Below are 13,359 nucleotides of genomic sequence, written 5' to 3'. Positions count from 1 at the left end.
ATTTTGTAGTACTAATCAGTACTAACCGAGTATTTCGCTAAATAGTGCTATACGCAATGACTTTAAAGGACTAACAATGAGTTTTAATCTCTATAAGAAAACCACACTGGCAACGCTAGTCTCTGGGCTAGCAGCAATGAATGCACAAGCAAGCCAACCGCTTAGTTTAGATACCATCACTAACCCAAAAATAGATTGTGATACAAAAATTGAATTACTAATAGCAAATGCTGAAAATGGCGAAAGTGACAATTTATTGCCAGCCGAGTCTCTGTTGGATGTACTCAATACCCACTGCTACCAAGAACAAAAAACTACAACTGAAACCGAACGAAATCCGCCAGAGTTAAGATCAATCCACTTGACCTCCAACTCAGTTAACGTCAACGACGGTGACAAAACCGTTGATATCACATTAAGGTTTTATGATGAAAGCGGCGTAAAAGGCACGCGCGTTTATTTATCGCCTCCGACAGGCTTCAGTTGGGGTGGCAATAAATCTGCAGCCGCTGCTAATTGGCAGAAAACAGACGAGCCGGGGGTTTACGAAAGTAAGGTCAGTTTCACTTTTACCGATGCCGACGTTAATGGTAAATGGTTTTTAACCCTAGGCCATATACTTGACGTAAACAACGCTGTCCGCTTTTGGCTACGCGAGAGTGAAATTGAAGCTGCGGGCTTTAACCCACATATTATCGTCGCGAACGATAAAGTCACAGAGGGCGTTAACCCTGAAATAAAATCTATTACGATTTCAGACACTGAAGTTGATGTAAATACAGGCGATAAAACGGTTAAAATAGCCATAGAAGCTTATGACCAATCAACAATGTCTAAAGGTGTAATTAGGGTTTCACCACCTAGCCAGTACAAATCACTTGCGATAAAACAGGCTGAGTCATCAGCTTGGCAAAAAACGGATGTCGAAGGAGTTTACCGTTCGAATTACTCTTTTACCTTTACTGATAAAGATCTACCAGGTGAATGGTTTGTTGCCTCTGCAATGCTCACTGATAGCAATGGAAATATGGGCGCTTACAATCGAGGTCACTTTAACCAGCTAGGTCTAGCGTCTGTTATTACGGTTAAAAATCAAACTGAACTAGATATTGTGCCGCCAAGCATCGACCATATTGCTTTCTCATCAAACCAGCTAAACTCAACGAATGGTGAGCAAAACGTTACTTTAACCGTCACGGCGTCAGATATATCTGGCATCGCCAAAGGTTACTATTCTCTCAGAGCACCGGAAGGCTCCGAGGCAAAAGATAAACTATTTACCATAGAACAGTGGCAACAAGGCAGTGATCAGAATACGTTTGTTGGCACCACAAGCCTAAATTTCAGCAAAGATGACTTGCAAAAAGGTCAAGGTGTTTGGCAATTGGATGCAAACATTCAGATAGATTCTGCTGGCATTTATAGCCAAGGTGCGAAAGCCCGAGAATTAACGACTTTAGGCGCCACGCCTTATATCTTTGTTGATGAAGAACAGATCAGTGAAATCTCAGTGAAAGATATAACGGGAACTAAACAGGTAAAAACGGGAGCAAGCAACCAAGTTACGCTAGAAATAACTGAAAACACGCTGCCCAGTTTACCTCGCGTATTTCAGCTCTACCTAGATTCTGATGCCGCAGTAAAGTTTGATTTCCACTCTGTAGATCAAGGATATACAGTTAACTGCATCGACCAAAATAACAGTCGCTTATGTAGTTTTTCTGGCGCGTCTGATATTAAATCTGTTCAAGTTTCGTTTACTGTAACACCAAGCGAAGCTGACATGTTTGCACCCACGGTTCGCTTTTCATCAGAAGCCCCTGAATTAGACTACACAAACAATAAAGTTGCATTTCAGGTAACAAGCTATGAACCACAGCAGTTTAGTGTCGTTTTTAAGAACTGGGATGGAAGCGTGCTTTCTACTCAAAATATTGAAGAAAATAGTGCTGCAACGGCTCCTCAAGTTCCGCCCCGGGAAGGTTATACATTTACAGGCTGGAATGCCGACTTTAATGATGTTAATCAGAACCTTACCATTACGGCACAATTTGAGATTAATAAGTATCAAGTGAAGTTTGTGGATTGGAATGACACAGTCATCAAAGCAGCAGAAGTCGTTCATGGACACGCAGCAACCCCGCCCACAGAGCCAAAACGAAATGGTTATACATTTACCGGTTGGGATCTAGCTTTTGACCAAGTCACCAGTGAGCTGGTTGTAAAAGCACAGTACAAAGCGAACTCAACGCCAACGACGACCGATAAGGAAGATAAAGGCAGTTCAGGTGGTGCGTTCGGCTACTTGTTTATTCTACTGAGTAGCGTCATGGTTGCAATTAGACGCAGAGCATTACGCTAACGCTAACTGGAAAACATCTTAAGGGAAGAATAGACTCAACCGAGTAGCCGATTGAGTCTATTCTATTTAGCTGTAGTAGTGTGCTCACCAAGGGATACTGACGGTATAAGTACCAAGCGATTTTGACGTAATCACACTATCAATGTTACCTTCATTCTACATAGAAAATAAGGACACCCATCACTATTAATATCAAAGCTGAGGAAGTGAAGTAAAAAAAGTATCAAAACACTTCAATCACTTTGGTCAAAAACGTTTTTCGATAGCCCAATTTTTAGCGCCCAAGCGTATCTCTGCACTAAAACTGGATTATCGCGCACGACAACGCGCTGCGAATACAACTGTAAGAAATTCTAGAGTTGAGAACGTGAGTTTTGCTAAGCCAATAAGCGCTCGCAGTTTGTTAGGTTTGTTCGTCGTCGTTTTTGCAGTGTTTCACAGTAAGCGGTTATTGTTCGCTCTCGACCAACAGCACCGTGGAATACCCGGGAAAATTGCGTGGTAAGTTTTATCCAGTTTTCAGGCTCTATATTTAGTCGAGTAAGAATAGGCTGGGACTCAAAAATATAACCGCATTTATCGGTAGGCTAATTTTTTAGTGTCCAAGCATATCTCTGCACTAAAACTGGATTATCGTACACGACAACGCGCTGCGAATACAACAGTAAGAAAATTCTAGAGTTGAGAGCGTGAGTTTCGCTAAGCCAGCCAGCGCTTGCTGTTTGTTCGTCGTCGTTTTTAGCGATTTTTAGGCTGCCAGCAAAGCGTGGCAGACTTTTTAGTTGTTTGCCCTGCTTAGCGTGGTCGATGTCTTTTTTGATACTAGTAAAGTCATAGGTTTCAGGCGTTGGGGCTAATTTAGCTCGAATAGGGTTTAAGTCGACGTGTACCATACAAGTGCCTAAACCAAAGGACGAAAAATAGCAGGCTTGTGCTCCTTCGTCGCCAATTTTAGCCTGGTATTTTGTGCCGTTTACGGCAAGTGTATAACACAGAATCAACTCCTTGCTCTAAACGGTTGGTTGAACTATTATCTGTACGTTATTTTGTACCAATTGGAGTTCAATATGAGTCGTATTCATTTCGATCAAGATATTCAGCCGTTATCTGAATTTCGTGCAGGTGTAGCTTCTTACATCAAACAAATCAATGAGACTCGCCGTCCATTGGTCATCACACAACGTGGTAAAGGTGTAGCTGTTGTTCTCGGTGTTGCAGAGTATGAAGCAATGCAAGAGAAAATAGAATTACTAGAAGAAATGCGCACAGCTGAAGCTCAATTAGCTTCAGGCCTTGGTGCTTCCAATGATGATGCTCGTGCTCAAGTACTGAGGCGCATTAAGAAATGAAAGTAGTTTGGTCCCCATTAGCGCTTCAGAAGCTAGGCGATGCAGCGGAATTTATTTCTTTGGATAATCCATCTGCCGGAGAAAAGTGGGTAAACGAAGTTTTTGATAAAACTGAACTGCTTGGAAGTATGCCTGAAATGGGGTGCTGTGTTCCTGAAATGCCCCATACGAATTATCGTGAAATCACTTTTGGTCACTATCGTATTATCTATAGCTTAAGTCATGAGATCCGCGTACTAACAGTTCGTAATTGTCGTCAAATGTTGTCGGAAGATGACCTGTAGAACTGTGTTATAACGCGACGTTATAAGGTGTAGGCAATTACGGACAAACAATCGAGGATGGAGCTAAGGAGAAAAGCTGGATGTAGAGATTTACCAAAACCTCAAGTGAAATATCAGGGTCCTGAGTATTCACTGTCTTTTGCTTGTTGTGAGTGTAGAACTTCGAATATGCGCCAATTTAATCTTGCTCCATGTGATTACCCTGAGAGCATTGAATATCCTATTTGTAAGGGAGTTGCAGTTAACTTAGGTCGTCACTTTAACCCCCAAGAAATCGGATTTAGCTCAGTGGACAAAAGTAAAATTTTTAATTGAGCACTGATTCCTATTTCAAAAAATTCGTACTACTAAAAACAGCTATGAGAGTGTTCCTTATCCAGAGACGCTAGCTCAAGCAAAAGAATTCGTAGTAAAGTACCGTCAATATGCAGTGCAATCGCCTTATAACAAAGCAAATTAAAGTTCGGAAGAAAACAGTTGGCTTTGTTCGTTCCTCACAAATTATAGCCAACTATTTTTAGCCGTTTATTTGCGGCGTTAGCGTCCACTCCCCCTCCAATGACACACCTCTAAACTGGAGTTTTCCGACTTAGTGCGGTAAATCGTCGGAGGCAAGTTACCAATACTTTCGTGTGTTCTTTCTTCGTTGTAATCTAAACGCCAGAACCAAGCCATATCTCTCACTTGATTGAGGCTCTCAAACAAGTAAGCATTTAAAAACTCCCTTCTAAATGAGCCGTTAAAACGCTCTATAAAAGCATTTTGTTGCAGCTTCCCAGGCTTTATATAAGCGAGTCTTATATCTCGCTCATGACACCAATCTGTTAGTTTATTTGAAATTAGTTTCGGGCCATTATCCACACGAATTTGTACTGGTAAACGTCCACGCTCTGACTCTAACTGCTCTAATACACGGATAACTCGCGCAGCTGGAAGTGATGTATCCACTTCTATAGCCAAGCATTCTCGTGTTGCTTCATCAAGCACATTTAAGGTTCTAAATCGTTTTCCGCAATAGAGTGTGTCGTATGTAAAATCCAGTGCCCATTGGTAGTTCACCTCACTCTTAACCTCAAGTGGTTGCGGCTTCCGCTGCGGCAATTTACGCTTAGCTCTGCGTCTTAAGTTCAAACCCATTAAGCAATACACACGGTAAATACGCTTATGCTTAAACGGATACCCTTTAAATTTTATTCTGTTCACACACTTCCAGAAGCCAGCTTGTGGTGACTTTTCAAGTACCTCTTTAATCGCATCAATGACAGCAGCGTCTGCATAACGCCTGTCCCGCTCTGGGCGGTAAAAGGCTGAGCGGCTGAGCCCCACAAATGAGCATGATTTTACAATACTCAGGCCAGCTTCAACCAAGATGCTTACGCGACTACGCTTGTCTGCTGTCAACAACCTTTTTTGCAAAGAGCTCCTTAATCGCACTATTTTCTAGGTTGGCTTCAGCATATATTTTTTTGAGCTTAAGGTTTTCTTCTACAAGCTTTTTAACATCAGACGCCTCCATACCACCATACTTCGACTTCCAGTTGTAAAACGTACATTGCTAATGCCGTGTTTACGACATACGTCCTCAACTCTCATAACTGAGTCAGCTTCTTTCAGCACATCAATGATCTTTGATTCGGTAAAACGTGATTTCTTCATCAATTAGCCTCCTGCTTTAATGATTGCAGAAAACTCCAATTATGGATGTCTCATTTTATGGGAAGGTGACAATACAACACTCTAATACTGCGCATAAACTCAACTTGATTAGATAAGTTAAAATCCAAATACTACTCATTTATGCACCTAAATAGGAAAAAGTAGATATTTTTTTCGTTCCACCTTTGACAATTATTAATATACAGCTAACTTTGTTACCAACCTGTTTCAAAGGTTAATTTTAAAATAATTATAAATAGGAACAATAAGATGAAAAAAACACTACTTACTTTGTCTATCATGTCGACGTTTGGTGCTACTACCGTTTTTGCACAAGATGCAACGTATCAAGGCGCAGCCGTGGATGCGGAAATTGCGAATACCTGCATCGTGCGTTTTAAAGATGATGTTTCAAAGTTTGATGTTGAAGGTAAAGCGCGTGGCATGGTCGCAAAAGCGAATGCACAAGCGAAACATGTCTATAAAAACACCATTAAAGGCATGGCCGTGAACATGAGCTGTGACAAAGCTAAATCCGCGTTTGCAGGAAATAGCGATGTGATGCGCTTTACTCCCGATGGTAAAGTGTATGCAAGCCCGGCAAAAGCAAAGGGAAAACCAGGTGGTGGTAGTAACCCACAGACAACACCTTGGAGCGTAACGCGTGTTGGTGGTCCTGTGAATGGCAACGGTTATACCGCTTGGGTTATTGATACTGGTATCGACTTAGATCATCAAGATTTGAACGTTGACGCAAGCCGCGGTTTCTCTGCATTTTCTAGCGGTAGAAATGCAGGCATGGACGACGGCAACGGCCACGGCACACACGTTGCGGGTACGATAGGCGCGCTCGATAACGATATTGATGTAGTGGGTGTTGCAGCTGGCACCACTGTCGTTCCAGTAAAAGTGTTAGATGCTCGCGGCTCAGGCAGTTGGTCAGGTGTTTTAGCTGGTGTTGATCATGTTGCGGTCAATGCAAGCCCTGGCGACTGCGCAAACATGAGCTTGGGTGGCGGCTTCAACCAAGAGCTAAATGATGCCGTTGAAAGCGCAGCGCAACAATCTGGTGCTTTCTTTGTGGTAGCCGCTGGTAACGAAAGCCAGCACGCTGCAAATGTGTCTCCAGCTAGTGCTTCACACAACCGCGTATTCACTATTTCAGCGACCGATTCAAATGACCGTTTTGCAAGCTTTTCAAATTATGGCAACCCACCTGTAGACTATGCAGCTCCTGGTGTTGGCATTTTATCACTTAAAAATGGTGGCGGAACAACGACTATGTCAGGCACTTCAATGGCTTCACCTGCCGCCTGTGCCGTGATCATGATGCGAAATGGTAACCCAGGTACTGATGGTAAAGCATCAAACGATCCTGATGGCAATGCAGATAGCATCGTTCATCTTTAATAACTTAGAGAGCACCTAAAGGTGCTCTTCTCCTCTCCCGAATCCCCTTCCCTGCTCAATAAACTATTGTTACAAATAAACACGCCCTGTTCTGGAGCTGATGCTTAATATGTTGCTAAACTGAGTACAACAATAATAATCAAATTAACTGGAATCGCTATGTCATTACAAAAATGGGGAGGTATCGCCGCACTCACAGAAGCCGCGACTTATTTGTTTGGCTTTGTATTATTTTTTGGGATTTTGGACTCAAGTGAGCACAATACGCCAGCGCTTTATCTAGATTTCTTTGTGCAAAATCGCGATACCTTTTTTCTTGGTTATATCGTGATTGGGATTATTTTCAGTTTTGCCCTGATTGTGTTGGTGCAAGCAATTCATCAACGCTTTAACACAATGTCACCTGACTGGATGAAGTTTGCTAGCGTTGTTGGCTATATTTGGTCGGCGATTGTCCTTGCCAGTACCATGATTTTTTTAACCAGCATTGAAGCGATTGCAAAATTTTATGAGATGGACCCTGCGCTTGCATTAACGATTAATCGCACCATTTCGATAGTGGTAGATGCGCTTGGCGGTGGCATTGAATTGGTTGGCGCGATTTGGGTACTTACAATCAGTTACGTCGGTCTCAAACATAAAATATTTAGCCCACTGCTACATTGTTGGGGTTTGCTTGTGAGTCTAGCTGGGATTTTAACTTTATTTTCAGGTTTATCTTTCCTTGCCAAAGACCCGTTTTTTGAGGTTACTACTGCTATATTTGGTCTCGGACAAATCCTATGGTTTATCGTATTAGGCGTGATGCTATTGAGAGATAAAACACCATCAGAGGTTGCTCCCGACTAAGTTAAGGCAGATAGCCGAGGCTCAGAATAATACTCACAGTGGCTATTGTTAGGTAAATTAACATAACCACGCTTTTACTCAGGTTCTGGTAATACTGGAGGCGTACTATCCATATAAGTCAAAAAGTTAGCCCAAAGTGTATGCGTTCTGGTTTTAACTAATTCCTTTCGACATTCGATTGCCATCACACCGCGAATAGTGCCTTCTCGCCATTGGGTATACACTGCGTCACAGTGAGCATCGAGATAGCTTTGCCATACCGATTGTGAGGTTTTAATCGCTTCCACAAGCTGCTCATCATAGGCGTTATGCTCGAGGCTTTTTTGATAGTAGCGTTCAAGCGCTTCGGTTCGCGCGTTAAGTTCGCTCATTGCGCACTCGTTGATCTCTATGGTTGAGATAGGGTTTTCACACACATCTCCTCCCGCCAACGCGATTTGGCTATATAATAAAAACAATGCGGCCGCCATTAATCTCATGGTATTTCCTTTTGTGTTTTAATGAGTTTCATCATATTACCGATGGAGTCGAGGTTAATTCCACCCATCAGCTCTGGATTATTCAAGGCATAGAGATAATCTTCTACCAAGGTGCAGTCAACCTCGTCACGCAGTTCAACAAACCCAGCCCAGCTTTCGAGGTCATCCTCGTCGATTTCACCACTGAGATATTTTGCTAACACCACATTTAGCATCGCCTTGCTGATAGCAAGTGATACTGCGCTGTTATCGCTCAATAGTATAGTTAATGCCTGTTCTTTGCGTGGGCCGAATGTAACAAATTCGGCTAGTGCTTGTTGCTTATTCATGATTTTTCTCCAGCTCAGCGACTAAAGCAAATAATTCGCTCAGCCCAGCTTGCTGTTGCTCGATTTCTTGCGCCGCAAAGCCTAAGCGAATATGACTTAAACTACTAGCCTTATCGAGGGTAAATTCAGGCTCACATTGTACGTAAATTCCCTTTTCACGCGCTTTTTCAGATAATTTCGACACATCGCGTTTGCTATTTACCCAATACGCCATACCGCCTTGCGGCACTTCAAAATCAATATCTAGCGTGACTTTCAGCTCGTTTAGGTGCTGCGCCATCGCGTGATGGCGTACTTGATAGGCTTTGGTCATGCGCCGTAAATGGCGTTCAAACCCGCCCTCTTCCATCCAGTCAGCCACAGCCAACTGAGTAAGCGCATCATTTTTGTGATTAAGTAGCTGCTTACGTGCCACCAATTGCGCAAGCACATCTGTCCGTGCGCTCATGTAACCCACACGAGCACCGGCAAACATAATTTTTGAGAAGGTAGAAATATAAATCACAATACCACTTGGGTCGCATGCCGCCATCGGCTGCAACGGCGGGCAGAGATAATGAAACTCATGGTCGTAATCGTCTTCAATAATAAACACGCCATACTGCTGGCACAGCTGATAAATCGCCATGCGCCTCGGTACCGATAAAGTCACTGTAGTTGGATATTGATGCAGAGGAGTTAAGTACAGCAACTTCACCTTATTTTGTTCAAGGCAGCGCGCCAAGGCCTCCACTTTAATGCCTTCTGCGTCTTGGGCTAAAGCAAAAACTTCAGCGCCAGCATTGGTAAAGGTGTGTCGCGCAGGTGGATAACCAAGCATCTCGATGGCAACACCATCACCTGGATTAATAAATGCATTTGCCACCAACGAGAGCGCTTCTTGGGAGCCATTACAAATCAGTAAGTCATCACATACCAGTCCCCTTGATCGGCGCAAATACGCCCGAATTTGAAATTTCAGCAACTCGCACCCCGCAATGTCTGAATAGTGAAAATGACTGACATTGGTTTTGCGACACGCCTTTACCAAAAACCGCTTAAACTCATTATAGGGAAAGGCATGAAGATCTGGTAAGCCCCCTGCAAAACTATAGCGATAGGCCGTACACTTAGTGCTGCTTACTGGAGTCAGTGTTTTAGCAAATTGCGGTACAATTTGTGGTGTAGAAGGCACCTCTGAAGTTATCTGTTGGCTACTGAAAATAGGTAGCTCAGCATTGACTCGATAGCCGCTACGCTCTTTAACCACCAGCCAGCCTTCAGCTACCAAGTTTTGTAGGGCATTCATCACCGTGTGCCGGTTCATACCATGTAACTCAGCCAGCTTTCGGGCCGAAGGAAGTTTGTCACCGGGTGTGAGTTTACCTTCGGTAATGGCGCAGCGTAAAACATCTGCTAAGCGTTTATGTTTAGCGTCTTGAGACTGTGTTTTTGGGCTAATAGAAATCAAAACTGGTCTAATTAAGTTATTAAATCTGGTTGTTTTATATCAACCAAAATCAGCGCAATATGCAAGCATTAAAAACGCAGAATGAATGGAATATTGATGCTTTCAAAACAAACCTTAGAATCCAATCGCGTCAAGCTCACTCCGCTTGAAGCCGCGCATTTACCTGAGTTATTGGCTCGTGGCAAAAAAGCTGAGATCTGGAAGTGGGTATTTAACAATTATTGTCGCGATCTAAAAACCATAGAGCAATGGTTTTACGGCTCTGCGCAGTTTGATGAAAGCGAACAACTTGTTGTTGCAATCATAGATAAAGATTCAGGTAAACTGGCTGGTAATAGCCGCTTGTTTAGACTTGATAAACTCAACCTAAGTGCCGAAATCGGCCATACTTTTATTGGTACAGAATTTCAACGCACGCATGTCAACACCCACACCAAATATCTGTTGCTCAAATATGCCTTTGAGGCGATTGGACTAGTGCGAGTGCAATTTCAAACGCATGAATGTAACCATAAGTCTCGTAATGCTATCGCACGCCTCGGTGCCCATTTTGAAGGCTTGTCGTTAAAAGATAGACGCCTGCCCGACGGAAGTTACCGTAATACAGCACGATTCGCCATCACCGACGAGATGTGGCCTGAAGTGAAAGCGAGGTTGGAGGAAAAGTTATGAGCTACCCAAGAAACTACTACGTTGAAAGCAATCCAAACATACTCAGATCTGTGATCTCGAAACACCCGCTGGCCACGCTGACGGTGATACAGGAAGGCAAGATAAAGACGGTTTTTGTACCGCTAACATTAAGTGATGACCATGCTTATTTACTTGGACACGCTACAAAAGATAACCCAATTTTCCACGCGGACGGTGTTATTCAAGCAGTTTTCCACTGTGAAGATCATTACCTCTCACCCGCGGTTATCCCTGACATAAAGCTCCCCACGTGGTTGTATGCAAATGTGATAGTTGAAGGTGAGCTCGCGCTTATTACTACTGATGATGAAAAATACGCGTCAATGCAAGCGCAGATAACGCATTTTGAGCAGTTTTCAAATACTGATTGGCAGCTTGATAGCGTGCCTGCCAATCAGCGCCAATCGCTGTTTAACGCCATTAACTTTTTCAAGATTAAAATCAATACGATGCATGGCGCTTTTAAGTTAAGCCAAAACCAGTCGAGTGACATTCGCGAAAAAATCAAAATACATTTACAGCCGCTAAAACCTGCGATGTACAGCTTGTTTGTATAAATATAGTGACACTAGTTTAATTTTTCGTTACCTTTTCCTATCATGCAAATCTACACGTCACGCTATCTTTCATTAAGCAAGCTTTGACCAAAAACAAATTATTTAAGGTTTCAATTACTTATTACAAACTTTATTTTAAGGAGAAAATAATGAAAGTATTACCTGTTTTAGCATCACTGCTCATCCTCAGCGGTTGCGCAACAACAGATTATTCTCAAATAGAAATAAGCACTGCATCACTGTCCAATCTAGAAGTTGAAGAGATTGGCAATTTACAGCAAAGAAAACATGAAATTAAAGTTTCTTTCGATTACGCTATTGAGAACTTCAGTCCAGAAAACAAGCTGTATACTTGCTCAGTTTTATTTGCCAATACCGACGGAACATCTGTAACTAGCTTCAAAGGTACGATTCCCCCATGCATTCTTGACAATAAGACTGGAAATGTTTCTATCACTTGGCCTACGCCTGTCGATATAAGTCGAAATGCACCTAAAATGGTGCTATCAAAACTGAAATATCCAATCGAATACTTTGTTGCTATTCATCAAAAAACAGGTAAAAGCTCAAGCAAATTGATTGGCAAGTCTGAGCCTTTAACCAGCAAACTATAACGCTATAGGCTTGGAGTCAAAGCGCAACATGTCAACTTTGTACTCCAGCCAATCACTTTTTGCATCAACGGAAAACACAGGTTGATAGACTTGTGATCAAACAAGAGATCTCGCGAATCTAAAATCAAGAGCTGAAAACCTCCCCTTGCGAATGCTAAATGTACAAATCTATAGTGCATTCAAGCTCATATTGCATTCATGGTTAAGATGCTTCAATGGTAAAATCAGCAAGCAAGTTCTATTTCAATGCGTTATTTCAAAAACCTAATAACAAAATTTATTTTGATGATGCAGAAGTGGCCGGGTCTGATGGCACTACTGGCTTTTTGTAGCGGTATAGCGAGCTTTATATTGGTTGAACGGAAAGAGTCATTTTCACAGATCATCGCTCTGCTTTTACTCACCAGTTGGCTGTGGCTTATTATTGATAACTGGCTACGCGACCAAGTTGAACAACGATTTGGCATTGTGTTATCGCCCAACTTTATGCGCTTTGCCCTACAAATGGTGCAACAAGAAAGCCTATTCTTCGCACTGCCTTTTTTCTTGGCTGCCACGACATGGAACCATCCACAGGCCGCGTTTACCTGCTTAATTGCACTCTGCGCGTTTATCTCCGTTGTGGACCCGATATATTACAAAAAGCTAGCCCGGCACAACGTGCTGTTTATGGTATTCCATAATTTTGCTTTGTTTGTTGTGATTTCAGTTACGCTACCTATTTTACTTCATCTTACCACCGACCAAAGCATACAAATAGCGCTAGTTACCGCCATTGTGCTTACCCTACCGAGCCTTGCCAATGTCATGCCACACGCAAGATGGTGGCGTTTCCCTTTGTTAGCTCTGCTGTTAAGTGCACTCAGCGCCGGTTTGTGGCAGCTACGCAGCTGGGTTCCCCCTGCAGCCTTACGACTCACCGACATTGCGTTGGCCTATGAAGTTGATAGAGAGCAGCGAAAGCCAATGAACAGTATTCAACATCTCAATACCCATTCGCTGCATGCTCAAGGCTTGTATACCTGGAGCGCGGTAAAAGCACCACGGGGACTGAATGAAAAGATATTTCATGTGTGGGTACACAACAAACAAGTGGTTGACCGAATTCCTTTAAATATCAGCGGTGGACGCGAGAAAGGTTATCGAGCTTGGAGCCATAAGACCAATTTTCCCGCAGATTCAGCAGGAAAGTGGGCGGTACACGTTGTCACCAATTCAGGACAACTGATTGGCCTAACAAAATTTACTGTCTCTCCTTAGGAAATTTTAAGGAATTACAATCAATTATCTAAACCAAAGCGCAGTGATATTTTTAATATGATATGGT

12 protein-coding genes and 3 pseudogenes are annotated in these 13,359 nt (G+C 42.8%); 9 read left to right on the top strand and 6 right to left on the bottom strand.

The annotated features are described in order from the left end of the window. Window positions 1-76 precede the first annotated feature (76 nt). A complete protein-coding gene (locus B1L02_RS22955) occupies window positions 77-2,362 on the top strand; it encodes an InlB B-repeat-containing protein (protein ID WP_088533020.1) in 2,286 nt (761 codons plus the stop codon). Window positions 2,363-2,739: 377 nt separating this feature from the next. Here B1L02_RS22955 and B1L02_RS24865 read toward each other — a convergent pair. Both B1L02_RS24865 and B1L02_RS22945 read right to left on the bottom strand, forming a co-directional pair. Next, window positions 2,740-2,943: pseudogene (locus tag B1L02_RS24865) on the bottom strand (transposase); the annotation flags it as partial. 167 nt (window positions 2,944-3,110) lie between these two features. Then, a pseudogene (locus B1L02_RS22945) lies at window positions 3,111-3,252 on the bottom strand (transposase); the annotation flags it as partial. A 177-nt stretch (window positions 3,253-3,429) separates the two neighbouring features. Here B1L02_RS22945 and B1L02_RS22940 point away from each other — a divergent pair. Both B1L02_RS22940 and B1L02_RS22935 read left to right on the top strand, forming a co-directional pair. After that, window positions 3,430-3,711: a type II toxin-antitoxin system Phd/YefM family antitoxin gene (locus B1L02_RS22940; RefSeq protein WP_167651286.1), complete on the top strand. Its 282-nt coding sequence runs from the start codon at window positions 3,430-3,432 to the stop codon at window positions 3,709-3,711. After that, entirely contained in the window at window positions 3,708-3,995 is a 288-nt protein-coding gene (locus tag B1L02_RS22935) for a type II toxin-antitoxin system RelE/ParE family toxin (protein WP_088533018.1), read from the top strand. Before B1L02_RS22940 ends, B1L02_RS22935 begins: the two co-directional genes overlap by 4 nt. Before the next feature lie 537 nt (window positions 3,996-4,532). Here the strand turns inward: B1L02_RS22935 and B1L02_RS22925 are convergent. Continuing rightward, a pseudogene (locus B1L02_RS22925) lies at window positions 4,533-5,651 on the bottom strand (IS3 family transposase). Between the two features lie 270 nt (window positions 5,652-5,921). On the opposite strand from B1L02_RS22925, the gene B1L02_RS22920 reads away from it, so the two are divergent. After that, window positions 5,922-7,061 carry a S8 family serine peptidase gene (locus B1L02_RS22920; RefSeq protein WP_069022850.1) on the top strand — a complete coding sequence of 380 codons (1,140 nt, stop codon included), beginning with the start codon at window positions 5,922-5,924 and terminating at the stop codon, window positions 7,059-7,061. 159 nt (window positions 7,062-7,220) lie between these two features. Next, entirely contained in the window at window positions 7,221-7,910 is a 690-nt protein-coding gene (locus B1L02_RS22915; protein WP_088533017.1) for a DUF4386 family protein, read from the top strand. Between the two features lie 74 nt (window positions 7,911-7,984). Here B1L02_RS22915 and B1L02_RS22910 read toward each other — a convergent pair whose 3' ends face one another. Genes B1L02_RS22910 through B1L02_RS22900 form a run of 3 tightly spaced genes read right to left on the bottom strand, consistent with a single transcriptional unit; the run spans window position 7,985 to window position 10,168 of the window. Further along, window positions 7,985-8,389, bottom strand: a complete 405-nt coding sequence (locus B1L02_RS22910; RefSeq protein ID WP_088533016.1) for a lysozyme inhibitor LprI family protein — start codon at window positions 8,387-8,389, stop codon at window positions 7,985-7,987. Beyond that, window positions 8,386-8,718, bottom strand: coding sequence for a hypothetical protein (locus B1L02_RS22905; protein WP_088533015.1), 333 nt, complete (start codon window positions 8,716-8,718; stop codon window positions 8,386-8,388). The genes B1L02_RS22910 and B1L02_RS22905 overlap by 4 nt, the downstream gene beginning before the upstream one ends. Beyond that, the gene (locus B1L02_RS22900) at window positions 8,711-10,168 is read right to left on the bottom strand and encodes a PLP-dependent aminotransferase family protein (protein WP_088533014.1); all 1,458 of its coding nucleotides are present in this window, start codon (window positions 10,166-10,168) and stop codon (window positions 8,711-8,713) included. The genes B1L02_RS22905 and B1L02_RS22900 overlap by 8 nt, the downstream gene beginning before the upstream one ends. A 96-nt stretch (window positions 10,169-10,264) precedes the next feature. Here B1L02_RS22900 and B1L02_RS22895 point away from each other — a divergent pair, with 96 nt between their 5' ends. The 4 genes from B1L02_RS22895 to B1L02_RS22880 all read left to right on the top strand — a co-directional run bounded on the left by B1L02_RS22895 (window position 10,265) and on the right by B1L02_RS22880 (window position 13,292). Then, a complete protein-coding gene (locus B1L02_RS22895; protein ID WP_088533013.1) occupies window positions 10,265-10,840 on the top strand; it encodes a GNAT family N-acetyltransferase in 576 nt (191 codons plus the stop codon). Then, entirely contained in the window at window positions 10,837-11,418 is a 582-nt protein-coding gene (locus B1L02_RS22890; protein WP_088533012.1) for an FMN-binding negative transcriptional regulator, read from the top strand. Before B1L02_RS22895 ends, B1L02_RS22890 begins: the two co-directional genes overlap by 4 nt. A gap of 149 nt (window positions 11,419-11,567) precedes the next feature. Beyond that, window positions 11,568-12,032, top strand: coding sequence for a hypothetical protein (locus B1L02_RS22885; protein WP_088533011.1), 465 nt, complete (start codon window positions 11,568-11,570; stop codon window positions 12,030-12,032). 246 nt (window positions 12,033-12,278) lie between these two features. Continuing rightward, on the top strand, window positions 12,279-13,292 hold the full coding sequence (locus tag B1L02_RS22880; RefSeq protein ID WP_174694591.1) for a DUF5924 family protein: 1,014 nt from the start codon (window positions 12,279-12,281) through the stop codon (window positions 13,290-13,292). The last annotated feature ends 67 nt before the right edge of the window (window positions 13,293-13,359 follow it).

The organism is Pseudoalteromonas piscicida (assembly GCF_002208135.1).
GTDB lineage: Bacteria > Pseudomonadota > Gammaproteobacteria > Enterobacterales > Alteromonadaceae > Pseudoalteromonas > Pseudoalteromonas piscicida_A.
The sequence above is the reverse complement of the archived record's forward strand: the minus strand, read 5'-3'. Positions and strand labels throughout refer to the sequence as shown.